Annotated in this window: 17 protein-coding genes and 1 CRISPR repeat array; of the genes, 16 read left to right on the top strand and 1 reads right to left on the bottom strand. The window is 66.6% G+C overall.

Translation table 11 applies throughout. From position 1 onward, the window contains the following. Nucleotides 1-113 precede the first annotated feature (113 nt). From FJM51_RS19240 to FJM51_RS19165, 16 genes are all read left to right on the top strand, one after another. Nucleotides 114-1916 (top strand): hypothetical protein, encoded by a 1803-nt coding sequence (locus tag FJM51_RS19240; RefSeq protein WP_140455762.1) that lies wholly within the window; start codon nucleotides 114-116, stop codon nucleotides 1914-1916. Between the two features lies 1 nt (nucleotide 1917). Continuing rightward, nucleotides 1918-2796: a hypothetical protein gene (locus tag FJM51_RS19235; protein WP_140455761.1), complete on the top strand. Its 879-nt coding sequence runs from the start codon at nucleotides 1918-1920 to the stop codon at nucleotides 2794-2796. 323 nt (nucleotides 2797-3119) lie between these two features. Continuing rightward, entirely contained in the window at nucleotides 3120-6119 is a 3000-nt protein-coding gene (locus FJM51_RS19230; protein ID WP_140455760.1) for a M10 family metallopeptidase C-terminal domain-containing protein, read from the top strand. Between the two features lie 341 nt (nucleotides 6120-6460). Then, nucleotides 6461-9007: a CRISPR-associated helicase Cas3' gene (gene cas3 / locus FJM51_RS19225; RefSeq protein ID WP_233713188.1), complete on the top strand. Its 2547-nt coding sequence runs from the start codon at nucleotides 6461-6463 to the stop codon at nucleotides 9005-9007. A 329-nt stretch (nucleotides 9008-9336) separates the two neighbouring features. After that, nucleotides 9337-10818, top strand: a complete 1482-nt coding sequence (gene casA / locus FJM51_RS19220; protein ID WP_140455759.1) for a type I-E CRISPR-associated protein Cse1/CasA — start codon at nucleotides 9337-9339, stop codon at nucleotides 10816-10818. Then, nucleotides 10815-11363 carry a type I-E CRISPR-associated protein Cse2/CasB gene (gene casB / locus FJM51_RS19215; protein ID WP_140455758.1) on the top strand — a complete coding sequence of 183 codons (549 nt, stop codon included), beginning with the start codon at nucleotides 10815-10817 and terminating at the stop codon, nucleotides 11361-11363. The genes casA and casB overlap by 4 nt, the downstream gene beginning before the upstream one ends. Beyond that, nucleotides 11360-12442: a type I-E CRISPR-associated protein Cas7/Cse4/CasC gene (gene cas7e / locus FJM51_RS19210; protein WP_140455757.1), complete on the top strand. Its 1083-nt coding sequence runs from the start codon at nucleotides 11360-11362 to the stop codon at nucleotides 12440-12442. Before casB ends, cas7e begins: the two co-directional genes overlap by 4 nt. Further along, a complete protein-coding gene (gene cas5e / locus FJM51_RS19205; protein WP_140455756.1) occupies nucleotides 12442-13131 on the top strand; it encodes a type I-E CRISPR-associated protein Cas5/CasD in 690 nt (229 codons plus the stop codon). The genes cas7e and cas5e overlap by 1 nt, the downstream gene beginning before the upstream one ends. Next, nucleotides 13128-13799 carry a type I-E CRISPR-associated protein Cas6/Cse3/CasE gene (gene cas6e / locus FJM51_RS19200; protein WP_140455755.1) on the top strand — a complete coding sequence of 224 codons (672 nt, stop codon included), beginning with the start codon at nucleotides 13128-13130 and terminating at the stop codon, nucleotides 13797-13799. The genes cas5e and cas6e overlap by 4 nt, the downstream gene beginning before the upstream one ends. Further along, nucleotides 13796-14734, top strand: a complete 939-nt coding sequence (cas1e, locus tag FJM51_RS19195; RefSeq protein WP_140455754.1) for a type I-E CRISPR-associated endonuclease Cas1e — start codon at nucleotides 13796-13798, stop codon at nucleotides 14732-14734. Before cas6e ends, cas1e begins: the two co-directional genes overlap by 4 nt. A gap of 15 nt (nucleotides 14735-14749) precedes the next feature. Next, on the top strand, nucleotides 14750-15037 hold the full coding sequence (cas2e, locus tag FJM51_RS19190; RefSeq protein ID WP_140455753.1) for a type I-E CRISPR-associated endoribonuclease Cas2e: 288 nt from the start codon (nucleotides 14750-14752) through the stop codon (nucleotides 15035-15037). Between the two features lie 81 nt (nucleotides 15038-15118). Next, a CRISPR array of direct repeats spans nucleotides 15119-17893; the repeat unit is 29 nt; unit sequence CTGTTCCCCGCGCGAGCGGGGATGAACCG. A 402-nt stretch (nucleotides 17894-18295) separates the two neighbouring features. Then, the gene (locus FJM51_RS19185) at nucleotides 18296-18646 is read left to right on the top strand and encodes an antitoxin Xre/MbcA/ParS toxin-binding domain-containing protein (RefSeq protein ID WP_140455752.1); all 351 of its coding nucleotides are present in this window, start codon (nucleotides 18296-18298) and stop codon (nucleotides 18644-18646) included. 5 nt (nucleotides 18647-18651) lie between these two features. Next, nucleotides 18652-19146: an RES family NAD+ phosphorylase gene (locus tag FJM51_RS19180; RefSeq protein WP_140455751.1), complete on the top strand. Its 495-nt coding sequence runs from the start codon at nucleotides 18652-18654 to the stop codon at nucleotides 19144-19146. 788 nt (nucleotides 19147-19934) lie between these two features. Next, entirely contained in the window at nucleotides 19935-20930 is a 996-nt protein-coding gene (locus FJM51_RS19175) for an efflux RND transporter periplasmic adaptor subunit (protein ID WP_140455750.1), read from the top strand. Then, on the top strand, nucleotides 20927-22165 hold the full coding sequence (locus tag FJM51_RS19170) for an ABC transporter permease (RefSeq protein ID WP_140455749.1): 1239 nt from the start codon (nucleotides 20927-20929) through the stop codon (nucleotides 22163-22165). Before FJM51_RS19175 ends, FJM51_RS19170 begins: the two co-directional genes overlap by 4 nt. After that, the gene (locus tag FJM51_RS19165; RefSeq protein WP_140455748.1) at nucleotides 22162-22878 is read left to right on the top strand and encodes an ABC transporter ATP-binding protein; all 717 of its coding nucleotides are present in this window, start codon (nucleotides 22162-22164) and stop codon (nucleotides 22876-22878) included. The genes FJM51_RS19170 and FJM51_RS19165 overlap by 4 nt, the downstream gene beginning before the upstream one ends. 312 nt (nucleotides 22879-23190) lie before the next feature. Here FJM51_RS19165 and FJM51_RS19160 read toward each other — a convergent pair whose 3' ends face one another. Next, nucleotides 23191-24693 (bottom strand): calcium-binding protein, encoded by a 1503-nt coding sequence (locus FJM51_RS19160; protein ID WP_140455747.1) that lies wholly within the window; start codon nucleotides 24691-24693, stop codon nucleotides 23191-23193. Nucleotides 24694-25175: the final 482 nt, after the last annotated feature.

Below are 25175 nucleotides of genomic sequence, written 5' to 3'. Positions count from 1 at the left end.
GCTGCCAGCCTACATGCACTCGCCAGCCGCGCAAGAGGCGCGCGACAAGCCTTGAGGTCCCAATTGCATATGGTTACTTTCAATTCGCGCCCCATGCTTGATTTGAGAATTTCATGTACAGCAGAAATCGTCTTTTCATCGGCATCGCAGTCAAGTCGCCCGAAGGAATGAAAAGCCTGCCGGGCATACACCAGGTTATGGCGCGCATGGCCGATTACGCACGGCAGAACCCAAAGTATGATGACCCCATCATTCTCACGGACCAGAAGGATCCGGTTACCTCGGATCTCATCATCAAACTACTGCCAGAAGACCTGCTTCTGGAACGTCCACGGATCACTGTCTATTTCTGTGGACACGGGGCGTATTCCGAGGGAACCGAGATCTGGTATCTGTCGCGCGGACGAAGTCACTGGAGGGAGAGGGTGGATGTGCTCGCGTTCCGCGATGTTCTGACCACCTACGCTCCGGAACAGGTCACCATGTTCAGCGATGCATGCCAGGTCCCTGACTCGCATCCGACCAAGTTCTCGCCTATCCTTGACGAGTATTCCGGCAGCAGGACCCAGACTGACTACGACACGTTCCGCGCCACATGCCGCGGCCAGCCTGCGTTCGCCGCCCCGAACGGGGAGCCCTTGTTTTCAAATCTCCTGACACAGGCGCTGAGCGCGAAGCCGCCACGCGCCGCGTTCGACACAATCGATCTCCAGGAGCGCGGTCGGCGCGTCGTGACATCCCAGAGCCTCAGAACCTTCATCGCCGATAAGCTCCCGGACGCCGCCGCCCTCATCGGCAAGGAGCAATACCCCGATCTGACACCCACCTACATCTATCCGAACAATGATTACCTGGACTTGGGGGCAGAGCTTTCCGGACTCGGATTCGGCCCGGTCACATCAAGCTCGGACGCCAAGCCGGCCCCGAACGTCGAGGATCCCCGCACGCGAGACGCGGCGCACCTGCACCTGATCCTGAACGCATCCGCGTCGGACCTCCGTCGAGAGTTCTGGGAAAATGGTGCGGAATCCGCCAGGAAGTTCAACGTGGCCGAGGATCTTTTCGTCTCGGTGAACGGGGGGGGCCGCGACGACACCCCGATACGACTGTTCGTCGGCGACGGGCAGCCGCGACATTCCATCGACCCCGCCAACGGATTTGTCCGGTTTGCACTCGGTGCAACGGCGCGTCAGAGCACCATGACGCTCCAATCCGGTGATCTCTACATCCCGCTGCCCCAGAGCGCCAAGAGCGGGCCGCTGGCTGTGCAGTTGCTGACCGGCGCGGGCGATGGCGGGCTGGCGCCTGGCGCCTGGTCTGTGGCCTGGTACCCCACCGAGACGCCCTCGCAAGTGAGCGAACTGAATCCGATGCGCCTGTTTGAGGCCTTCCTGAAGGGCACCCTTCCCACAGGTGCTATCAAGTCCATTGCCGGCGACCTCAGCGGGATGCCGCATGCCGATCCTCTGCTCGGGGTTATCGCCGCCCATCTTCTCGACCGGATCGGAGATATCGCCGCGATCCGCCGGTTGTGCCGCTTCTTTGTCCAACGTGCGGACGCCGTACCCTTCGACATCGCGCTCCTGGCGCGCCTCACGATGCGGTGGTCGCATCGGGGCTACCGCATCGACCTGCCCGAAGTACCCCGCGACGAACGCGGTGACGCCGCCGGCCTGCCGGACCTTGTCTGGCAACAGGCCGGCGCGGTCGCGGAGGTGCCCGTTGCCGGGATCGTGCCGCTGCTCCGGGCAGGCTGGTCGCGACTTGGCACGCTGACCGACCCCGGGTTCGCCTCGCGACGATTTCTGGAGCTGGACGAGGCCCTCACCGGCGCGCCCATAGCCACCCTTGGCGGCCACGCGGCCGGGAAGCGGTTCCTGACCCTGATGCAACACCTATTCGAAGAAAGAAAATAAGATGGTGCGCATCGCCTTCGTGCACGGGATCAACAATGAAAAATCCACGCCGCAGTGCATCGCCGAGCGGTGGTGGGCCGCCCTCCTGCGCGGTTGGGAAACACTGGGCCTGACGCAGGTGGAGCGGCCGCAAATCGACGTCGGCTTCTACGGCACGATCCTGGCAAACGCGGTGGCCGGGGCAAAGAGCCGAGCGGTCCATCAAGGAGGCAATACATCCGGAGGTCATCTGGGTCAGGCTTTTCTTGAGACCTATCTTCGGGACATGACTGGCGAGACGCTGGACTGCGTCCCCGGGGCGGCCAGCCCCGGTGACGCCGTTGCGCAGGGTCCGGTCAAGCAGCGGCTCGTACACGCCGCCGCCGCCGTCGAACGGCACCTGAGAAACCATGGCAAATGGCTTGCCAAGGGCTATCTGCCGCAGGCGGTTGCCTACATCGACGATCCCGGGCTCGCCGCGCAGATTGGCGTGACTGTCCGCAAGCAGATCTTTGACACGCACGACGAAGAGACGATCCTGATAGCGCATTCCCTTGGAACGGTGGTGAGCTATAAGCTTCTCGCCGGGGATGCCAAGCTTCGGAACCGCCGCGTGCCGCTGTTCATGACGCTCGGCTCGCCCTTGGGCATAGGCATGATGCGCTCGATCCTGCCGGCGCGGCGCACCGTGCCGGACCCACCCGTCGCAGCTTGGGTCAACGCCTATCGCCGCGACGACTTCGTTGCTCTGAATCGCCCCCTAACGCGCGAAACAATTGGCCTTTCCGGTGTCGACAACATTGCCGACGGGCTCAACGAAGAGGCAGACCCGCACAGCGTGGAGGCCTATCTCAGCAGTCCGCCCATATGCGCACGAATCTACGATAAGCTTCGGGCCTGACGCCGCGCCGGGGATGATGATGCGCGGATTCGGTCACCGCGGTTCGCAGCCGCCGTCGCGCCGCATATCGTGGAGGACGGGCTGTGACCGTGGTCCACCTGGCGCAGGACGCGGCCTTCCGCGAGCGGCTACTCGGCGAGACCGACACCTGCGCGCACCCTGGTTGAACGTCCCCCATTGCGAAACGGAGCTCCTGGAGCCGTCCCGATTCCGGGAACTCATCCATGATGCTGCTCTTCGAGCAGCTAGAAATCTCTAGAGATCTAGTCTATAAAAATTTCGATTGATAATGATTCGAAACTTATTAATGATTGGATCCGAAGATGGCGTTGTTGTACGATTCCACACCCGTTGTTTATACGATTAGTTCCGGTGATCAAGGTGTAGATGGAATAATTTCCGGATACAAATGGAATGGAATCGTTACATATAGCAACCCAAATTCGATATATGACTATGATAATTCATCACCACTCATTAACTATGGCGATGATTTAAACGGATTTAATCAGGCTGGAGCATCTATATTAAATACTGTATACTATCTTCTTGAAGATGATTACTCGTCGGAAAGACCGGCGCTATCATCCCAGTCGGTCTCGGGCTTTACGTGGTTGTCAACTGATAATTATATCAACTACAGACCACCATATCGTCCAGACATAACAACGCCGAATGACGGCATTGCGACGATAAGAATAGCAAGAAATCTTGAGGAAACATCCTCAGTATCCTACGGTCCAGGTGACGGCATCCGTAATGGAGACATCTTCCTGGGGTCCGAGATCGGAAGCCCTCGTCTGGGAGACAAAAGCTATTTCGCCATTCTCCGTGAGTTGGGAGGGGCGCTGGGTCTGAAAGCAGCCGGTGAATCCGGGCCGTATGGCTTCCTTCCTTCCGCTGTGGACTCGATCGAGTACACCGTGATGGCGTCGCACTCGTACGTGGGCGCCCCGGACGCAAGCTTCGCGGTCGAGGCGCGAGGGTTCGCGCGAACCTTCATGATGTATGATATCGCGGCGCTGCAGCATCTCTATGGAGCGAACTACTCAACCAACGCGGGAAATACAGTCTATACGTGGAACGCCACGTCCGGGACATCATATATCCAGAACGACGGCGACGCCGAACGGCTGTCCATGCTGCGAAACGAAGATTCCGCTCCAACTTCAAGTTATAAAATATTTCAAACAATTTGGGATGGCGGCGGAAATGATACCTATGATTTATCGAACTACTCTACCAACCTAACCTTGAGTCTTGATCCGGGAGATCATTCAAAGTTTTCCACGACTCAACTCGCCCGCCTGGGTGGCACCGCCTCCAACCCGATCCTGGCCCGCGGCAATGTATTTAACGCGCTTCTGTTTCAGGACGATCACCGATCTCTGATCGAGAACGCGATAGGTGGGACAGGCAACGACCGCATCTCCGGCAACCTGGCCGAGAACAATCTTCTCGGTGGTGCCGGCCTCGACACGCTGCGAGGGATGGCAGGAGACGATACGCTCGACGGGGGAACCGGCAACGACGTCATGGACGGTGGAGCCGGAGACGACCTCTATTTCGTCCGCAACGTGGGCGACATTGCCAGCGAGGGAACGGATGGCGGCGGCACCGATACGGTCATTTCCACGGTCTCCTACTCCTTGGGCGCTGGCCTGGAAGTCTTGCAATTGCGCGGGGACTCAGCGGTAACGGGCACCGGAAATGAGCTCGCGAACGAAATTATCGCCGATTTCGACGCACCCAGCCGCAATACACTTGTCGGTGGTGGCGGAGATGACAAGCTCGTCAGCCATCACAGCGCGGATGTCCTCGACGGAGGAGCTGGGGTGGACTCGATGGAAGGGGGTCCCGGCGATGACGTCTATTATGTGGATGACGCCGCGGATGCCTGCGAGGAAAAGCTTGGCGGCGGCACCGACACCGTATGGGCCTCGGTGAGTTACCGGCTAGCCGCTCACCTGGACCGTCTCAATCTGACCGGCCTGGCGGTCGAGGGGCACGGTAACGAGCTCGTAAACTACATCACGGGAAACGCGTCGGCGAACGCATTGTATGGCTATGCGGGAAACGACCGGCTCACAGGCGGAGCCGGGAACGACACCCTCGATGGCGGGGACGGCGCCGACCGCATGACCGGAGGCGATGGTGATGATACTTATATCGTAAACACATCCTCGGATAATCTAATTGAAACAACAAGTGGCGGATCTGACACCGTTATATCTAGTGTAAATTTAACACTGATTTCCAACTTCGAACACCTTACCCTGTCTGGGTCCGCCTCAAACGGAGGCGGAAACGGCGCGAACAACGTTCTTACGGGGAATGCATCATCCAATACACTTACCGGAGGATCTGGCGCCGACACCCTGCTCGGGGCGGCGGGGGATGACCGCTTGGATGGGGGAACGGGTGCTGACCGGATGGAGGGCGGCACCGGCAACGACGTCTATGCGGTGGATACGACCTCTGACGTTCTGGTAGAGGCCGCGTCGGCGGGCGCCGATACGGTGGAGGCCGCGATCAACTTCTCCTTGGGTGCGAACTTCGAGAACCTCCTCCTGACTGGCACGGCCACGTCGGGAACAGGGAACGGCGTCGCCAACCGTCTCACCGGAAATGCGTCGGCCAACACCCTTGTCGGGCTGGGCGGCGCCGACACGCTGGACGGGGGCGGAGGGGCTGATCGGATGGAGGGTGGTGGTGGCCGTGACACCTATGTCGTCGACAACGCCAGTGATCTGGTCGTGGAGACTGACGCGGGCGGTGGCGATACGGTACTGGCGAACCGGAGCTACACCCTTCCGGTCCTTGTCGAAAACCTTACCCTCACCGGTAGCGCGATCACCGGTACGGGGAACTCGATGAACAACAGTATCTCCGGCAACTCCGGAGCGAATACCTTGGCCGGAATCGACGGAGCCGATCGGTTGTTCGGCGGAGGCGGCATCGATACATTGATTGGAGGCCTCGGGAACGACGTGTTCGCCTTCGGCGCGACATCCGAATCCTCACGCTCCGCCCGAGACGTGATCCGTGCCGGCAACGGAGCGGTTGCATTCGAGGGAGCCGGCGCCGCCACCGGTGATACGATTGATCTATCCGCGATTGACGCCGATACCGAGACCGCCGGGGATCAGGCATTCGTTTTTGGAACCGCCAAGGGCAAGGGGAGCCTTTGGGTTGTCGAGTCGGGAGATGTGACGCATCTCCGCGGAAACACGGATTCGGATACCGACTTCGAATTCGCGCTGGAGATCCACGATCAGACCGTGCGCGCGAGTGCGTATGTCGCTGGGGATTTCGTTCTGTAGGTGATGTGCCAGGGTCGAAAGGGTACGGCCAACGTCGTCGCTGTCCCGCTTCGATCGGCGCCGGCGGGCGGCTCGCTTCCACGTCTTCGGCGGGATGGTAGCGTTCAAGCGCGGCGGCGTGATCCGAGCGGACCGGTGCCGGCCTCGATGTCGTCCGAGCGGCCCCGAAGCGGCCCGGGACCGACCGCCCGCGCGATCGGCGGAGATCTTGCCATCCCACGGGCGTTGCCGCGCAATCCGGCGATCATCTTCGCGCAGACGGCGCGGCGCCTCTGCGTGGCGCTTTCGACGCTTTACCGCTACCTTCCCGGTAGACGGGGAGGTTTTGAAAGGGTTCGGAGTTGAGCCAGGACGGCGCGCCTTCCTATCTGACGGACTGGCCAGGCAAGAGTGCCATGGATGGGGGCCTGGAGCATCCCGCCGCCTGTCACATGCTCGATGTCGCCGCGGTGGCGGAAGTGCTCCTGAGGGAAGGGACTCCTGATCTGCCATCCGACCGCCGCGACCTGTTCTGCCTGCTGATCGCACTTCATGACCTTGGCAAGATCGGCGCGCAGTTCCGGGCGATGCTCCGCGCCGGCCTGAAACAGAACGCGCGCCACTGGCAGGTCACCGAAGCCTGGCTGCGCGAGGAGGCGATGGAGGACCTTCTCTGCGAGCGCCTGGGTGGCACATATCTCGCACTCCGCCCCCTTGTCGCCGCCATCGCCGGGCATCATGGCGGGCCGCCACGCGATACGGCGGAAAGCCAATGGCGGATGCGTCTCGATGCCGGACAGGCGGCGGCCCAGGATGCGCGGTGTTTCGTCGCGGCCTGTTTCGACCTCTGGCCGCGCGCCTCGCTCGCCGGGATCAACGAGGCGGAGGCAATGATCCTGAGCTGGCGGCTCTCGGGTCTGACGGTCGTCGCCGACTGGGTCGGATCGAATCCGGATTGGTTTCCCGCGGCGGAACCACCCACCTCGGCCGCGACCTATCTCGCGGAAACCCGGCTGCGCGCAGCCTACGCCGTGGAGAAGGCAGGTCTTGTGGCGTCTGTTCCGAGTGCTACGCGGCTGTTCGATTTCGCACTCCGCGCGATGCAGGAGGCAGCCGCCTCGATCCCGCTCAGGGATGGCCCAACGCTCGCCATCATCGAGGATGAGACCGGTGCCGGCAAAACCGAGGCGGCGCTGCTTCTGGCTCAGCGGATGCTTCTGGCGAGCAAGGGACGCGGCCTTTATCTCGCCCTGCCGACCATGGCGACGGCGGATGCGATGTTTCGACGGGCACGGGACGTGGCGCGCAGGATCTTCGTAACCCCACCCTCCCTCACGCTGGCCCATGGGCGCGCCGGCCTGTCCGTCGAGTTTCGCGAAGTGATGGCGCGGAGCGGCTGGTCCGAGGATGTGATCTGCGGCCCATGGCTCGCCGACAGCCGCCGGCGGGCGCTGCTCGCGGATGTCGGCGTGGGAACCATCGATCAGGCCCTGCTGGGAATCCTGCCAACCCGATTCGCGACCCTGCGGATTCATGCGCTCGCTTCGAAGATCCTGATCGTCGACGAGGTCCATGAGCTCGGAAATCCCTATCTTGCGACGGAACTGGAGACGCTGCTGCGCCTCCATGCCATGGGCGGCGGCTCGGCGATCCTGCTGACGGCGACACTCCCGCTCGAGCAGCGCGCACGGCTTTCCCGGGCCTTCGAGGAAGGAGCGGGACGCGCGTTCGTCGAGGATATGGATCCCGCCTATCCGGTTCTCTCGATTCCCGGCGGCGCGGCGAAGCGGAGCTTTCCGGACACCGTCTCGCCCAAGGGCCCGGTGAAGATCGCGCGGCTCGGCTCGATCGACGAGGGGGTGGCGTTGATCGCCCAGGCCTCGGCGTCGGGAGCGGCCTGTGTCTGGGTGCGCAACGCGGTGGACGATGCCATCGCCTCGGTCGAGGCCCTCCGCGCCGCCGGAGTGGAGGCGGACCTGCTTCACGCTCGCTATGCCTTTGCCGACCGCAAACGGATCGAGGCGGCGGCGTTGGCGGCCTTCGGGCCCGAAGGCGGACGGCGTCGGAACGACGGGCGGGGAAAGGTGATCGTCTCAACTCAGGTTCTCGAAATGAGCCTGGACTATGACTTCGATGTCATGGTTTCCGATCTCGCCCCCGTCGCCGCGCTCATCCAGCGGGCGGGACGACTCTGGCGGCACATGGTCCGGCGACCCGCCGCCGGACGGCCCGTTCCCGCGCCAGTCCTGCACGTGGTCGCACCGGATCCGGATCGGCCCGCGGATACACGATGGCTGGCGGAGGTCCAGCCCCGCGGCGCCTGGGTCTACGAGTTGGCGGAGCAGTGGCGCACGGCGGAGGTGCTCTTCCGCGCGGGCGAGATCGTCGCGCCGGGTGGCCTGCGCGCCTTGATCGAGGCGGTGCATGGGGATGACCGTGTCCCGGTCCCCGACACCCTCGCCGCGGCGGAGGAGGTGGCGCTCGGCGATGCTTACGCCGAGGCCGGCCTTGCCAGGATGAATATCGTCAAGATCGCGGCGGGCTACCGCGACGGAGGCGGCGCGGCGGATGACCGGGACTATCCCACCCGCCTCGGCCAGGAGACGCGGGCGCTGCTGCTGACACGTCGCGCCCCCTCCGGCCTCGTCCCCTGGGTCGAAGGTGAGAGCCGGGCGGAGGCGGAGCTGCTGAGCGAGGTCAGCGCCCGGGCGACGCAATTCCGGGATCTCGCCCTGCCGGACCAGTCCGCGCCGGAGATCGCGGCCTTCACGGAAGGCTGGCCGGACTGGAAGCGCGTCAACCTGACGGTCTGTCCGGTGGAAGAAGGTGGGGCGATCTGCGAGGGGTTGCGGTACGATGGGAACTTGGGTTTGCTGTTCCAGCCTCGCGGACGCGGGGATGAACCTTAGGCAGGTCTATCTGCCCAGCTGTTCCTCGCCCAAGCGGGGATGAAGTAGGCAGCTCTTTCTGTTTCAGAAAGAGCGAATCCTAAACTTGACCGGTATTATGAGGCTTGTCTAGAATTGAAAACGCTCGGGAGCGAATCGCAACCCGAGGTTGGCAGACCCAAGATTTTCGGGGCTTTTGCAGCGGCAGGAATAGATGGGGTAGTGCAGTGCATAGAATACGCTGAAGTACCACTCATCCTTGGGCGCCGGTATTTTTCCGGTCGCCGAGACGGGAGCGAGGCTTCCGCCTCGGCGGGATTTTTTGTCTCCTGGGAATTCGGTGAGAGAAAATGCCTTTCAACCTGATCCGCGATCCGTGGATTCCGGTCGCGACCCTGTCCGGTCCCCGAACCATCCGCCCCGACCAGATCACCGATTCCGACGTCCTTTTCCCCGCCTGGCCTCGCGCCGATCTCAACATCGCCTGTCTTGAGCTTCTGATCGGCCTTGTCGCGCTTGCCGACCCGCCGGCTACCCGCGAGAATTGGCTCGCGCGCCGCGCCCCGGACCCGGACCGGCTGCGCGACCGGCTTGCGCCTTACGCGGAGGCGTTCAACCTCGACGGCGACGGCCCGCGCTTCCTTCAGGATCTGGAGCCGCTGGCGGGCACGCCCGGCGCGCCAGACATGCTCTTCATCGATTCCGCGGGCGAGAACGCGGCGAAGAAGAACGCGGATCTCATGGTCTGGCGCGACCGCTATCCCGCGCTCGACCCGGCGCTCGCCGCGATGGCGCTCTACACGCTGCAGGCTCATGCCCCTTCGGGGGGCGCGGGCAACCGCACCTCCATGCGGGGCGGCGGGCCGCTCGTCACCCTCGTGGAACCGCCGGACCGTTCGCTCTGGAAGCTGGTCTGGGCGAATGTCCCCTGTGGCACGCCCCAGCCCCTGGCTCGGCTGCCGTGGACGCGGCCAACGGCTCTCTCCGACAAAGGCCGGGAAGTTCATCAGCCGGAGGGCGACGGCCTCGCGATCGAGGCATTCTTCGGGATGCCGCGGCGCTTGCGGCTGGTGTTCGAGAATGGCGAGGTCACCGGCGTGATCCAGCGTCCCTACGGCACGAACTACGGCCTCTGGCGGCATCCCCTCACGCCCTATTACCGGATGAAGCCTGGAGACGCGCCGCTGCCGAAGCATCCGCGCGCCGGGCTCTTCGGCTATCGCAACTGGCTTGGCGTCGTCGCCAAGACCGAGCGCGACGATCTCCGGGAACGCGCCGGGGTGCTCGACGAGTACGAGGCCCGTGTCCGAGAGTCGGAGGCGCGGGCGGCCCGGATCATCGTCGCCGGCTGGGCCATGGACAACATGAAACCGCTGGACTTCACCCTCTCGGTCCAGCCCTTCGTGGCGCTGCCGCCCGAATCCGGCCTGATGCTGGCGGGGCTCGTCGAGGCGGCGGACCAGGCGGCGCTGGCGCTACGCGCGGCGCTGGAACCAATCCTCGCCGGGGGCGAAGCGCGCGAGTCGGAGCGCGAGGCATTCCACGCCGCGACGGAGCTCCCGTTTCGGGAGCGGTTCGAGGAACTCAAGGCCGAAGCAGCCCCGGCGGAGGTTGCCGCGCACTGGCTTTCGGATCTGCGCCGTCACGCGCTGGCACGGTTCGACGCGCTCGCCCTGCCCGGGCTCCATCAAAGGGAAGCGGATGTCATCCAGCGCATCGTCGCGGCCCGGCACCTTCTTCTCGCCGCCTTCGCGGGGCATGGCAAATACGGCGGCCCGATGTTCACCGCGTTGAGGCTGGAACGGCCGGTCAAGAAGGGGAAGGTGGCATGAACGAGCCGAAGGACACCGGCGAGGCATCCGCCGAGAAGTCTCCGGGGCAAATCATCCTCGGCTGGTGGACCCATGCCCTGGGCGATCGCCAGAGTGGGCGCGCGCGCGCCTTGGCCGCGCGTCTGCGCCGGGCGAGCCCGATCGAGGCGCTGGCGGAGCCCGAGGTACACGACCTCGCCCGCGCGCTCGACCTGCGCGACGGCGCGCGCCTCGCCCGGCTCGTCACGCTGCTCGCGGAAGTGCGCGAACATGTGCCCCGAACGCTGGCACGGCGCCTCGGCGGCGCGGATCCGGCGCTCTCCCCACTCCGCTTCCAGCGCCTGATGCGCTCCGACGGCACGGAACTGGCCGAACTCCTGCGCAGGGCCATCGGTCTCGCCGACCGCGCCTGCAACGTCGCCGCCCTGGGCGAGGATCTTCTGCGCTGGACCGAGACGACGCGGGCGCGCTGGTGCTTTCACTACTTCGACGACGCGGCGGAAACGCCGAGAGACCTCAGGGAAACCTTGCCGAACGAGATTGCCTCCAAGGAGACGACCGAATGACCACCTTCCTCCAGTTTCACCTGCTGACGGTCTACGGCCCCTCGAACCCGAACCGCGACGATCAGGGGCGGCCCAAGCAGGCCATGGTGGGCGGCGCCCCAAGGCTCAGGCTGTCGTCGCAATCCGTGAAGCGGGCACTCCGGGAAAGCGCGTTCTTTGCTCTCGATCTCGCCGACCATCAGGGCAAGCGCACCAAGCGGCTGTTCGAGAAGCTGAAGGAGAAACTGGTCGAGGAAGGCGCCTCGCCTGACGCGGCGCACAAGGCGGCCGAGCAGGTGGCGGGCATCTTCGGCAAGCTTGAGACGCCGGACAAGAAGGCGCCCGAAAAGATCGTTGCCACCACCCTCGCCTTCGTCTCACCCGAGGAATGGCGGCTGGCGGAGGATCTGGCCGCCCGGATCCTCTCGGGCGAGGATCTCCCGAAGGACAAGGATCTCAGGAAGCTGGTTCTGCGCCGGGCGGATGGGGCGATCGACATCGCCATGTTCGGCCGGATGCTGGCCGACGATCCGGACTTTAGCCGCGACGCCGCCGTGCAGGTCGGACATGCGATCACCACCCACCGCGCACTCGCCGAGGAAGACTGGTTCTCCGCCGTCGACGATCTCAACAAGGCCGAGGAGACCGGCGCGGGCCATCTCGGGGAGCATTCCTTCGGATCGGGGATCTATTATCAGTATGTCTGCGTGAACGTGGACCTGCTGGTGAGCAATCTGGACGGCGACGCGGCTCTGGCGGCGAAAGGGCTTGAGGCGCTGGCGCGCGCGCTCGCCATTGCCACGCCGACCGGCAAGCAGAACAGCCATGCCCACCATCCGCGCGCAGCCTACATCCGGGCCGAGCGCGGCATGCAGGCTCCGCGCGATCTGACAGGGGCGTTCTTCCGCCCTATCTCGGGCGACGACTGGCTCGACGGTTCGGTGGTCGCGTTGGAGAAGCTCGTCAAGGATCTCGGCGATGCCTATGCGCTGCCGGAGCTGGAGCATCTGCGGATGCGGGTCGGCAGGACGGGCGAGCCTGGGTACGTGACCCTCGAGGAGATCGCCGCCTTCGCCGCCGCCTCGGTGTCGGCCGCGTGATGAAACCCCATCTGGTCTTCACCCTGACGGCGACGCTCGCCGCGATGGGGGATGTGGCCGGGCACGAGCGGCGCGGATCGCTGACCTGGCCGGGCCGGTCGGCGATCCTCGGCCTTCTCGGCGCGGCCCGCGGCATCGAGCGCGGCGGGGATTTCAGCGCGCTCGACGCGCTCGGGATCGCCGTCGCCGCCTTCGATGAAGGGACACCTCTGCGCGACTACCACACGGTGGAGACCGTGCCCTCCGCCGCGATCCGCCGGCCCAATTCTCGGCCGGAGGCGCTGGCGGCCGCGGGGAACCGCGCCAGCACGACGATCACCTTGCGCGACTACCGCGCGGACGCGCTGTTCGGCGTGGCGGTCTGGGGCGGCGATCTCGATCCCTTGCGCGCGGCGCTGGCCGCGCCCCGCTTCACCCTCTACCTCGGCCGGAAGTCCTGTCCTCTGTCCACGCCGCCCGGCGCGACGCTCCTCGACGCCGAAGGGCCGGAGGAAGCCCTGGCCGCCCTCATCCTGCCGCCCTGGCGGCAGGGAGCAACGGCGCGCTGGCTGATGACCGACGCCGAACCCGGCGATCCCCATGTCGAGCAGCGCCGGGACCAGCCGCTCGACCGGATGAAGTGGCATTTCGCCTCCCGGGGCATCGCCATCCGCCAAGTGGCGATCCGGCCGACTGGGAGGGCGGCATGACGCTCTATCTCTCGCGCCTGCGACTGTCGCGCAAACCGTCCGCGCGGGCACTCGACGCGATTATCAACCCGGAGGAACCCGGCCCACGTATTGATGCTCATCACCGTCTGCTCTGGGCGGCCTTCGCCGACAACCCCGACCGTAAGCGCGATTTCCTCTGGCGCGAGCAGAGCGAGGGCGAATTCCTTACGCTCTCAGCCCGCCCGCCCGCGCCTTCCGAGTTGTTCGAGGCGCCGGCGATCAAGGATTTCGGCCCGCGGCTCGCGCCGGGAGATCGGCTGTCTTTCGCCCTGAGGGCCAATGCCACGCGCGCGCGGAAAGGCATCGGCAGAGTCGACGTGGTGATGGACGCCCTTCACGCGCTACCCAAAGGCGCCCGCGCGCCCGAAAGAATAGCACTCGCCCAGCGAGAGGGCGCGGCATGGCTGTCTCGGCAAGGCGAACGTGCCGGCTTTCGCCTGATCGGCACCGAGGTCGGAGATTATTCCGTCGCAGTCCTTCCCGGGCATCGTGGCAGACGCGAGCGGCAGCCCCAGTTCGGCATTCTCGATATGACGGGGCTCCTTGAAATCACCGATCCGCCGTCCTTTCTGATCGCGCTTTCCCAAGGCTTCGGCCGTGCCAAGGCCTTTGGCTGCGGCCTCATGCTGATCCGGAGGGCGGAATGAACCTGCCCGGCCTGCCGCCGCCCCGGCCAATCCCCCTCAAGGATCGCGCCTCGCTCGTCTTCGTCGAGCGGGCTCAGCTCGACGTACAGGACGGTGCCTTCGTCGCCGTCAACGCCGACGGCACACGCACCCATATCCCGGTAGGCGGTCTTGCCGGCGTGATGCTGGAGCCCGGGGCGCGGATCTCTCACGCGGCGGTGTCGCTGGCCGCGCGGACTGGCACTCTCATAACCTGGGTCGGCGAGGCGGGGGTGCGGCTCTATTCCGCCGGACAGCCGGGAGGGGCGCGCGCCGATCGCCTGCTCTGGCAGGCGGCGATCGCGCTCAACCCGGAAGCGCGGCTCCGGGTCGTCCGGCGGATGTATGCGATCCGCTTCGGCGAGGAGGCGCCGCTCCGACGCTCGATCGACCAGCTGCGCGGCATCGAGGGCGCGCGGGTACGCAAATCCTACGAGCTGCTCGCCCAGGCCCATGGAGTCCGCTGGCAACGACGGAGCTATGATCCGAAGGACTGGGAAGCCGGAGACACCCCCAACCGGTGCCTCTCGGCGGCCACCGCCTGCCTGCACGGTCTGACCGAGGCCGCCGTCCTCGCAGCCGGCTACGCGCCGGCGATCGGCTTCCTCCACACCGGCAAGCCGCTTTCCTTCGTCTATGACATCGCCGATCTCTGGAAGCTCGAAACCGTCGTGCCGGAAGCCTTCCGGATCGCAGGGCTCGCCGCGACAGGCAAGCTTGACATGCATCCCGACCGGGCCACGCGGCTCGCCTGCCGGGACGCCTTCCGCAAGACGGGCCTTCTTGGAAAGATCATTCCCCAGATCGAGATCGTGCTTGAGGCGGGCGCGCTGCCGCGACCGGACCCGCCCCCGGAGGCGCTTGGCCCCGCCTTCGAAGACGAGGCTTCCTCCGGCGACGAGGGCCACCGTGGCTGATGTCCGGGTGGCGCCATGATGGTCATCGTGGTGACCAACGCGCCTCCCCGCCTCCGGGGACGCCTGGCCGCCTGGCTCCTCGAAGTCCGGGCGGGCGTCTTCGTCGGGGATTACTCGGCGCGGACACGGGAGCGGATCTGGGACCAGGTGATCGGCGGCATCGAGAACGGCGACGCCGTCCTCATGTGGAGCGCGCCCACCGACCAGGGTTATGACTTCCGGACGGTCGGCGCCAACCGGCGCATGCCGGTGGATTTCGATGGTCTCAAGCTCGTCGCGTTCTCCCCTCTCAAGGAGGGTTGACCCCTCGGTCAAGCACCCTTCAAAGTCGGTGCGCTCTTTGACATCGGAAAAAGACTTATGGATTAGTCTGTTCCAGCCAGACTGTTCCCCGCGCGAGCGGGGATGAACCGCGTCGCCATCTCGCCCGCGACCGGGTGGATCTCCTGTTCCCCGCGCGAGCGGGGATGAACCGGTTTGACGATGACCCTCGCGGAGATCGACGCGCTGTTCCCCGCGCGAGCGGGGATGAACCGGGAGCCAGTGGGTCGACGTGCCGATCGGCAAGCTGTTCCCCGCGCGAGCGGGGATGAACCGGCGGAGGCCCACGCCTATCAGATGATAGCCGACTGTTCCCCGCGCGAGCGGGGATGAACCGACGATGAACAGGATATAGCGCATCCGCCAATGCTGTTCCCCGCGCGAGCGGGGATGAACCGGATCTGGAGGTTCCCGAGCTTGTTGTCGCCGCCTGTTCCCCGCGCGAGCGGGGATGAACCGGCGCTCGGGGGGAGGCCATGACCAGAGACAGCCTGTTCCCCGCGCGAGCGGGGATGAACCGACGATGCTCGTCCGGTCGTTCTCTGACACGCCCTGTTCCCCGCGCGAGCGGGGATGAACCGACCGAGAAGACATCCCTGTACCGCCATTTCGACTGTTCCCCGCGCGAGCGGGGATGAACCGGTGCGCGTGAACGGAAGCTCGCGGACGGGCAGCTGTTCCCCGCGCGAGCGGGGATGAACCGGCGGCGGACATCTTCCTCGAGCTGCGCGGCGCCTGTTCCCCGCGCGAGCGGGGATGAACCGGAATACGTCCTCGGCACCAAGCCGGGCGAGCCCTGTTCCCCGCGCGAGCGGGGATGAACCGCGCGAGCAACACGACTGGCCCCCGCGCGGTCGCTGTTCCCCGCGCGAGCGGGGATGAACCGACGCTCGCCACGGGCGAGACGGTCGAGATCCACTGTTCCCCGCGCGAGCGGGGATGAACCGACCGCCTGCGGCCGCCAGGTCTGGCCGTTCCACTGTTCCCCGCGCGAGCGGGGATGAACCGCGGAACGATTCGGGAACTTCCGCCGGGTTGGACTGTTCCCCGCGCGAGCGGGGATGAACCGTACAGATTGCCGTCGGTGATCGCGTTGGACGCCTGTTCCCCGCGCGAGCGGGGATGAACCGTCGTCATTCGACGCCGTGAGTTCGACCGTGACCTGTTCCCCGCGCGAGCGGGGATGAACCGCTAGATCCGCCGAGCGATGTCAGGGACGATGCCTGTTCCCCGCGCGAGCGGGGATGAACCGCACTTGATTTGCTTCGGGTTTTGGAGGACTGCCTGTTCCCCGCGCGAGCGGGGATGAACCGAGGTTCACGGCATGAGTTCGTTCTACAAGATGCTGTTCCCCGCGCGAGCGGGGATGAACCGGCGGAGGTTCAATCCGGCCCGACCGCTTGAATCTGTTCCCCGCGCGAGCGGGGATGAACCGATTTCCTCCCAGCGGAGGCGCACGATCTCCGGCTGTTCCCCGCGCGAGCGGGGATGAACCGCTGCACGGCCGCGAGGGCCACCGAGCCCGGCACTGTTCCCCGCGCGAGCGGGGATGAACCGAAATGGGGGACCCTTCCGGGCGGGTATGTCGCCTGTTCCCCGCGCGAGCGGGGATGAAGGAGACTGAGAATGCCGAAATTCAGGAAGAAGCGCCTGTTCCCCGCGCGAGCGGGGATGAACCGAACCCAACCAGCGAAATTGCGCGCGATCCGCCCTGTTCCCCGCGCGAGCGGGGATGAACCGCCGGGTCGGGGTCGTCAAACAGCGTTTGCCATCTGTTCCCCGCGCGAGCGGGGATGAACCGGGCAATCGTCGGTGATGACGAACCCGACGCCGCTGTTCCCCGCGCGAGCGGGGATGAACCGATCGGCCGGGTCATCCTGCGTCTGGTCCCGATCTGTTCCCCGCGCGAGCGGGGATGAACCGTTCGAGGTGATCGAGATCGACGGGGCCACGGCCTGTTCCCCGCGCGAGCGGGGATGAACCGTCGGCAGGCCCGATCCGAAACCAGCGGATGATCTGTTCCCCGCGCGAGCGGGGATGAACCGCTCTTCCGGGCGACCGGGAGCGCGGCGGGAACCTGTTCCCCGCGCGAGCGGGGATGAACCGATCGGATGACGCGCGGCGAGAGGGTTATCGCCCTGTTCCCCGCGCGAGCGGGGATGAACCGTCATCTCGTGGTGCGCCGGGCCGCTGTCTGGCCTGTTCCCCGCGCGAGCGGGGATGAACCGGACATGGACAAGCTCATCTCGATCTCCGCCGACTGTTCCCCGCGCGAGCGGGGATGAACCGCCGCCCAGCAGGCGCTGGACTGGCTCGATGACCTGTTCCCCGCGCGAGCGGGGATGAACCGGCCTGCCGGATCCTGCGCGTGGAGCATCGCGGCTGTTCCCCGCGCGAGCGGGGATGAACCGGCCCGGCATGGCGGCACACGGGGAAGATCACGCTGTTCCCCGCGCGAGCGGGGATGAACCGATCATGCAGTCCGATGGCGAGACGCCGATGGCCTGTTCCCCGCGCGAGCGGGGATGAACCGGAGGTCGAGGCCGGGCTCGCGGGCGACGACGACTGTTCCCCGCGCGAGCGGGGATGAACCGCTGTTGCTCGCCGAATGGCTCGCGGGCGACACCTGTTCCCCGCGCGAGCGGGGATGAACCGATTGCCTCTACCACGCGGCCAATCCGGGGGAGCTGTTCCCCGCGCGAGCGGGGATGAACCGTCCACGGCCGTCACCTGGTTCTTCCAGCGCGGCTGTTCCCCGCGCGAGCGGGGATGAACCGATCCCCTCGCGCCGCGCCAGGTCTTGGATCGACTGTTCCCCGCGCGAGCGGGGATGAACCGGGATCGAAACTACGCGTTGTGTGCGATAATCATGCTGTCCGGCGATCCGGGCGGATTGTGTTTTCACCCGCGCATGGACGTCCGGATCGTCGAGCGGCTGGACCGCAGCATGTTCCCGCGACCCAAGTCTCGTCGACGCGCGGGCTTCGCGGGATCGAGACCGGGCGGCGCCCCGAACCAGGCGCGGCGCTTGCGCGCGACGTCCGCGCGGTCCTGACCGACGGCATGGCCGGCCTTGTTTCCGCGCAATGCCATGCCGAAACGGGAGGCGGCCCTGCGCCCGATCCTGCGCTTCGTCGAGGCGACCGTTGCTGGGGAGGTCAGCGCTTCGGCAGGCGTACCAGCATCTTGATTGCTATTCCTACTGACACCATATTCCGTCAATCAAAGTGGAGAATGAGCATGCGTCTCGAGACTTTCGCGGAAGGCGGGCAGTTTGCGCCTGGTCGGATCGCCGAGGCGTTGCGCACGACGATGGACGAAGTCGCGCGGACCGTGGGCCTCGGCCGCGACGCCGTGATGCGTCCGGACCGGGTGGCCAGCCCGAAAACGCAGAAGCGGCTGCGCGAGATGGTCGAGATCCTGAACCGCGTCGAGCCGCGCTTCGGCTCAGCGCTGATCGCCTATGCCTGGTTTCGGTCCGAGCCCCTCGCGGGATTCGACGGGCTGACCGCGATGCAACTCGTGCGCGAAGGCCGGGCGGCGGAGGTCATGGACTACATCGACGCGGTCGACGCTGGCGTGCACGCCTGACCCGCATGCGCTTCGAAGGCCTCCTCTACCGCGCTCTCAATCCGGTATGGGCGCGAGAGCCCCTGTCCGGCGAGGGCTCCCGGCGGCACGGCGGGCGCTTCAATCCGAAAGGCATGCCGGCCCTCTACACCTCCCTTTCGATCATGACGGCCATCCGGGAGGCCAACCAGATCGGCGCGCTGCAGCCCACGACGCTCGTCGCCTATCGCGGGGACCTGACCCCCATCTTCGACGCGACGAACCGGGATGCGCTGAAAGCGTACGGCCTGAGCCCGGCGGACCTCGCAGCCGACGATTGGCGGATCAGAATGCGCGACGAGGGCAAGGCGCCGACGCAAATTCTCGCGGAGCGCCTGATCGCCGACGGATACGTCGGCCTGCGGGCCCGAAGCTACGCCAGAGGCGCGGGGGAATCTGATCTGAACCTGGTGCTCTGGCGGTGGGGCGACGCCGCGCCGGCGCGCCTGATCCTCGTCGATGACGAGGGGCGCCTCGGATGATCGCCATGGCGATTTCAAATACCTCGAGAACGGCCCCGCGCGGGGGCGGCGGCGAGGTCACGCGGCCCTTCGCCGAAGGCTGGGACCTCGAGACGCGGGCCGGCCGGGACATCGTGTCGGGCGCGCGTCACCTTCGACATGCTCGCCCAACAGCCTGAACAGGCCCGGTGGGCGGCGTGGAGCCGCCCATCATCCCCCTCCCCGCCTGCTCGGCCCCTGCTGCCTGTGAATGTGCGAGCCAACGGCAGGTGCCAGAAACACGAAGAGAAGGAAGGGACGCGGTCATTGGCTCAGGCCGTGGCAGAGGACTTCTCGAGCTCACAGCGGTAACCAGCGAAACCGGCGTCGCGCTTTTCACGGGTAGCGTCCCCGGACGTGGTGGAATTTCGGGTGTAGGCGGGGTGGCCATCGGGATGTGCGGCTAAGGTGGAGTTTGCCGACTTCAACCACAGCCCACGAGGACCCGATGACCGACGACAGGATGGCGCTGATCGAAGATCGACGAGGCGGCCGGAGAGCGCTGGTTCTGCGACGAGGCGGATGCGATCGCGGCGGGCTGGCGAGGGGGACGCTTTCGCTGAAGCCGCGTCGATCACACGACCGCGTGCGCGCCGTCCGGACGCCGCGTGGCTGGCGGATCCCATCGGAAAACGCGATCATCTCCCGAAGCGGCGCGGAGGCGCGGACATCGGAGGTTCCGGCCTGAGGTTCGTCCGGTTTGATCGAGATCAGCGCCGGCGCGTCCGAAGGCCGTTACCCCGGGCGGCGGTCCCGGAAGGCGAACACCCATGCTGACCCGCGTCGTCCCGATTCTCGCGCTTCTCCTCGCCGCGGCGGCGGCCTTCGTCCTGCTGTCCTCGCCGCGCGCGGTGGAGGTGGTGCCGGCGCGACGCGGAACCGCGGCGGAGGTCGTCTACGCGACCGGCACGGTCGAGCCGGTGACCTGGGCGAAGGTAGCGCCCCTCGTCCAGGCGCGCATCGTCGAGCTTTGCGGCTGCGAGGGCGCGACGGTGGCGAAGGACCAGGTGCTCGCCCGACTCGACGCGCGGTCGGCGGAGGCGGTAATCGCGGAGCTCCAGGCGCGCCAGGACTATCTCACGCGCGAGTGGGACCGGCTGCGCCGCCTCGCCGAACGCGATATCGCCACGCGCGCGGATCTCGAGCGCGCCGAGAGCGAGGCGGCGCAGGTCGAGGCGGCGATCGCCGGCGCGCGCACGCGCCTCGAGAACTACGTCCTGCGCGCGCCGACCGACGGCGTCGTCCTGCGCCAGGAGGGCGAGGTCGGCGAGATCGCCGATCCGGGCGAAGCGCTCTACTGGGTCGGTCAGATCGCTCCGCTCCGCGTGGTGGCCGAGGTGAACGAGGAGGACATCCCGCGGGTGACACCGGGGCAGCGGACGCTGCTCGCCGCCGACGCCTTTCCGGACCGGCGGCTCGAGGCCGAGGTCGCGAGCGTCACGCCGATGGGCGACCCCGTCAACAAGACCTACCGGGTGCGCTTCACGCTGCCCGCCGACACGCCGCTGATGATCGGCATGAGCGTCGAGGTGAACGTCATCGTCCGGGAGGAGAAGGACGCGCTCCTGGTGCCGACCGGCGCGGTCGATGCCTCCGGCGCCGTCTGGGTGGTCGAGGAGGGCGTGGCGAGACGCCGGGAGGTGACGCTCGGCATCCGGGGCACGACCGAGGTCGCGGTGACCGAGGGGCTCGACGAAGGCGTGGCGGTGATCACGCCCGCGCCCTCCGACCTCGCCGAGGGCGCGCACGTGGAGGTTCGGCAATGAGGCTCCTCCTCGCCCTCGCCGTCGCGCACATCCGGGGCCGGGCGCGGCAGACGCTGGTCGCGGGCCTGGGCGTCGCGCTCGGCGTCGGGTTCTCGATCGCGATGGCGGCGCTGATGCAGGGCTCGCAGGACGACTTCGTGCGCCAGCTCGTCGACACGATGCCGCATGTCGAGATCACCGACGAGACCCGCGCGCCCGCCCCGCAGCCGGCGGAGGCGGCCTACGACGTCGTCGCCTTCTCGAACCTCCGGATCGTCGACGACCGGCGCGGGATCGCCAATCCGACCGCGGCGCGCGCGCGGCTCGAGGCCTGGGTGCCGGGAACGGTCGCGCCGGCGCTGGTGACGCAGGGCGTCGCGCGCTACGCCGGCCGCGACGCGGGCGTCACCGTGACAGGCGTCGAGCCCGAAATCGAGGAACGCGCCTCCTCGGTCGCCGGCGACTTCGTCCAGGGCGGGTTCCGGTCGCTCGACGCGGGGGGCGACAACGTCGTCATCGGCGACGGGCTGGCCGGCAAGCTCGGCGCCACCCTCGGCGACACCGTCGACATCGTCTCGCCATCGGGCCTCTCGCGCGGCTTCCGCGTGGTCGGCCTCTTCCACACCGGCGCCAGGGCGCGCGACGAGGGCGAGGTCTACATGGCGCTCCGGACCGCGCGGATCCTCGCCGAGCGGCCGAACGTCATCAACCGGATCCGTCTCCGCCTCGAGGATCCGGACGCCGCCCCCGCCATCGCGGCGCGAGCCGAGGCGGGGCTCGGCTACAAGGCGGTGTCCTGGCAGGAGGCGAACGAGGCGATCCTGGAGGCGCTCGTGATCCGCAACTTCATCATGTACACCGTGGTCGCCGCCATCCTGCTGGTCGCGGGGTTCGGCATCTTCAACATCGTCTCGACGATTACCCACGAGAAGGCGCGCGACATCGCCATCCTGAAGTCGCTCGGCTTCGCGGAGACCGACATGCGCCGGCTGTTCCTGATCGAGGGGCTGGCGATCGGCGGCGCCGGCGCCGTTCTCGGCTGGGCCATCGGCTACGGGCTCTGCCTGGCGCTCGGGAGCGTGCGCTTCGAGGTGCCGGAGCTCGGCGATGCGACGCGCCTGCCGCTCGCCTGGAGCCCGTGGCACTACGCGATCTCCTCGGCGCTGGCCCTCGGCGCGGCCGGGATCGCGGGCTACCTGCCGGCGCGCCGGGCGGCGCGGCTCAATCCCGTCGACATCATCCGGGGCGCGACATGAGCCCGCTGATCGACGCCCGCCACCTCGGCCGCACCCTCGCCGCGACGGTGCCGGTGACGCTGGTGCGCGACGTGAGCCTGAGCATCGAGGCGCGGGAATTCGTTGCCCTGACCGGCCCCTCCGGCTCGGGCAAGTCCTCGCTTCTCTACCTGCTCGGCCTTCTCGACCGGCCCACGGCGGGCACGCTCGCCATCGCCGGGCAGGATACCGGGCGCCTGGACGAGCGGGCACGGTCCGAGCTGCGGCTGACCACGATCGGCTTCGTCTTCCAGTTCCACTTCCTGTTGCCGGAGTTCACCGCGCGCGCGAATGTCGAGATCCCGATGCTGAGGCTCGGCCGCCTCACCCGGCGGGCGGCGCGCGCGCGGGCCGAGGAACTGCTCGGCGGCCTCGGCCTCGCCGGACATTTCGACAAGCTGCCCGAACAGCTCTCGGGCGGGCAGCGCCAGCGCGTCGCGGTCGCCCGGGCGCTCGCCAACGATCCGCCACTGGTGCTGGCCGACGAACCGACCGGCAGCCTCGACAGCAAGAGCTCCGAACAGGTCTTCGCAATCCTGCGCGACCTCGTGCGCGAGCGCGGCAAGACGATCCTGGCGGTCACGCACGACCTCGGCCTCGCCGCGCGCATGGACCGCCGGCTCGAGCTCATCGACGGCGGGCTGATCACCGACGACCGCCCGGGAGCGCCAGACCCCACCCCGGCGCCGGGATGATCGGGCTCGGTCCGGCTCCGTGTGGCGGTCGGAGGCCATCCCCCCGCGAGCGGGGATGAACGCCCTGAGCCCGTCTGTTCGGCGATCCGACCGGTCCGTGTTTTCACCCGCGACTGTTCCCCGCGCATCGAGGAACGGATCGTCGGGCGGCTGGACCGCGATGGGGGAGCACTTCGGCGGGAGAGCTTCTCAGGGTGCACGGCTGGCTGGTCGGGCGAGGATGAGGGGAAGGAAGCGTGATGCTTCCGGCGCCGCCGCATGAAAAAAGGCGGCCCGAGGAGCCGCCCTTCGTCTCGTTGCCGTGGGATCCGATCAGAGCAGGAAGTCGCCCGCCCCGTAGTCATCCGCGTGCACCTCGCGCCCGTCGAGCAGCGCGATCGTCATCTCTGTCCGCCCGGTGTCGATATGGACGAGCGTGGTGGTCCGCCCGACGTCCTCGAGCCAGACGCGCCCGGTCCCGTGCCAGTCGTCGGGGCCGGAGAAGCGGAACGCCTGATTGCCGGAGCGGAAGGCGTTCGCGTCCATGTCCGAGAGGTCGATGACATCCTCGCCGATGTGGAAGTCCGCGACCTGGTCGCGCTCGCCGCTCCGGGCGGCCTTGAACACGAACTCGTCCTCGCCGCCTCGGCCCCTGAGGTAGTCGTCGCCCTGCCCGCCGATGAGCCTGTCCGCGCCAGAGGAGCCAAGCAGCGTGTCATCACCCACGTTACCGAAGAGGCTGTTGCCGTCGCCGCCCCTGACGCTCAGGCGGTCATCGCCGTCACCCCCGTGGAGTTCGGAGCGGAACTGATCGCCGCTCATGTCATCCACCGTCAGCGTCGCCGACAAGCGATCGTCGCCATCGTCGCCGTAGGCCGTGTTATAGCCGTAGGACGGAGCATAATCCTCCCCGGAAGTCAGATCGATGACGAGACGAACGTCGTCGTCGCCGTCCCCGCCGTGGGCCTCGTTGGATCCCGAGGCCGAATAGTAGAGACCTCCCGAGGCAAAGAGGGAGAGACTTAGCTTGTCGTCGCCGGCGCCGCCGTCGGCGACGTTACTGATATCCTCATATCCGCTGGCATACAGGTTCAGGGTGTCCTCGCCGCCGTCCCCGTAGGCAATGTTCGACGTCGAGAATTCGCCGTGCGCGTTCAGATCGAGAAAGTCGTCGCCTCCGCCACCATAGACCGTGTTCCTTCCCCACGAATCGATGGCGCTACTGCCCTGACCGAGAGCTGCGATATGGTCATCGCCGTCTCCGCCGTAGATCGTATTCTCACCGTTTGCAGAGTTGATTTCATCGTCTCCAGACCCGCCATCAATTCGAACGGTCCCAAATGTCCACTGCTCCACAGAGACGTTAATCGTGTCGGATCCGGTGCCACCGTCAACGTCTATATATGCACTATGATTGTCAAATTCACCATGATCACTTTCAGATACATCATAAATGAAGGCCGATACGATGTCTATTTTGTCCGATCCGGAACCTCCGCTTGCCGTGAGCTCCTGGTCGGCGTAGAGCGAAGCCGCATCGATACCGACTACATCATTGCCGCTTCCGCCACTGAGCGTCGCGGCGACGTGCCCGGGATCCTCCGGCTCGGAGTAGGAAATGCCGTCGACCGTGAGGGCCGCGTGGAGCGCGTCGGCTCCATTTCCTCCGGAAAGCACCGTCGATAGCTCCGCCGGTTGACCAGCGCGCAGCGACGCCGTCAGCCAGTCGTCCTCAAGCCCGCCCTGAACAGTGTCGTTGTTACCCTGGATGATCGCGGTGTCGGCCTCGTCCGTGAGCGTGATATCCGCGTCGTTCTCATAAATCGTTCGAAACAAAGTGGTTCTCCCCTCGCCACAAATGGCGGGGGAATAGTCGTAGGTGTAGTGGTGCTGTCAACTCCGAGAAAGGACCCCCTACTGCCTGACGTCCAAGGGCTCGATGCTGCGTACCCTCGCTGCCTTCTGGATATAGGCGCGCGTAGGGACTTTGATGCTCCATGGGCGGCTGCCTCGACGGCGCGTTCATCCTTGGGTCATGTGCTCTCGCTCCGTTTCCGTCGCGCGGACCGGATGGCCCTGGCCGAGATGGCGCGCGGAGGTGGGGCCATCCGCGCCGTGGCCGGGCCGGGAGATTATCACCGATTGGCATCGGGCCGATTGACGCCTCCCCGCGGGCCGTCGACACTGGCCGCATGGCACAGGCCCCCCTCGCCCCGGATAGATCTCCCGGAGATCCGGTCGACGCGGGCCGCTGCGCGACGGCTTCCCGGCCATGGGTGCTCGCGGCGACCATCCTCGCCTCGGCGATGGCCTTCATC

Source organism: Amaricoccus solimangrovi (genome assembly GCF_006385685.1).
Classification (GTDB): Bacteria; Pseudomonadota; Alphaproteobacteria; order Rhodobacterales; family Rhodobacteraceae; genus Amaricoccus; species Amaricoccus solimangrovi.
This window is presented reverse-complemented; position numbering and strand designations above follow the sequence as displayed.

Bases quoted from the DNA above. Each gene is read 5' to 3' on its own strand.
- FJM51_RS19240 (WP_140455762.1), top strand. From the start codon at position 114: ATGTACAGCAGAAATCGTCTTTTCATCGGCATCGCAGTCAAGTCGCCC.
- FJM51_RS19235 (WP_140455761.1), top strand. From the start codon at position 1,918: ATGGTGCGCATCGCCTTCGTGCACGGGATCAACAATGAAAAATCCACG.
- FJM51_RS19230 (WP_140455760.1), top strand. From the start codon at position 3,120: ATGGCGTTGTTGTACGATTCCACACCCGTTGTTTATACGATTAGTTCC.
- casA (WP_140455759.1), top strand. From the start codon at position 9,337: ATGCCTTTCAACCTGATCCGCGATCCGTGGATTCCGGTCGCGACCCTG.
- casB (WP_140455758.1), top strand. From the start codon at position 10,815: ATGAACGAGCCGAAGGACACCGGCGAGGCATCCGCCGAGAAGTCTCCG.
- cas7e (WP_140455757.1), top strand. From the start codon at position 11,360: ATGACCACCTTCCTCCAGTTTCACCTGCTGACGGTCTACGGCCCCTCG.
- cas5e (WP_140455756.1), top strand. From the start codon at position 12,442: ATGAAACCCCATCTGGTCTTCACCCTGACGGCGACGCTCGCCGCGATG.
- cas6e (WP_140455755.1), top strand. From the start codon at position 13,128: ATGACGCTCTATCTCTCGCGCCTGCGACTGTCGCGCAAACCGTCCGCG.
- cas1e (WP_140455754.1), top strand. From the start codon at position 13,796: ATGAACCTGCCCGGCCTGCCGCCGCCCCGGCCAATCCCCCTCAAGGAT.
- cas2e (WP_140455753.1), top strand. From the start codon at position 14,750: ATGATGGTCATCGTGGTGACCAACGCGCCTCCCCGCCTCCGGGGACGC.
- FJM51_RS19185 (WP_140455752.1), top strand. From the start codon at position 18,296: ATGCGTCTCGAGACTTTCGCGGAAGGCGGGCAGTTTGCGCCTGGTCGG.
- FJM51_RS19180 (WP_140455751.1), top strand. From the start codon at position 18,652: ATGCGCTTCGAAGGCCTCCTCTACCGCGCTCTCAATCCGGTATGGGCG.
- FJM51_RS19175 (WP_140455750.1), top strand. From the start codon at position 19,935: ATGCTGACCCGCGTCGTCCCGATTCTCGCGCTTCTCCTCGCCGCGGCG.
- FJM51_RS19170 (WP_140455749.1), top strand. From the start codon at position 20,927: ATGAGGCTCCTCCTCGCCCTCGCCGTCGCGCACATCCGGGGCCGGGCG.
- FJM51_RS19165 (WP_140455748.1), top strand. From the start codon at position 22,162: ATGAGCCCGCTGATCGACGCCCGCCACCTCGGCCGCACCCTCGCCGCG.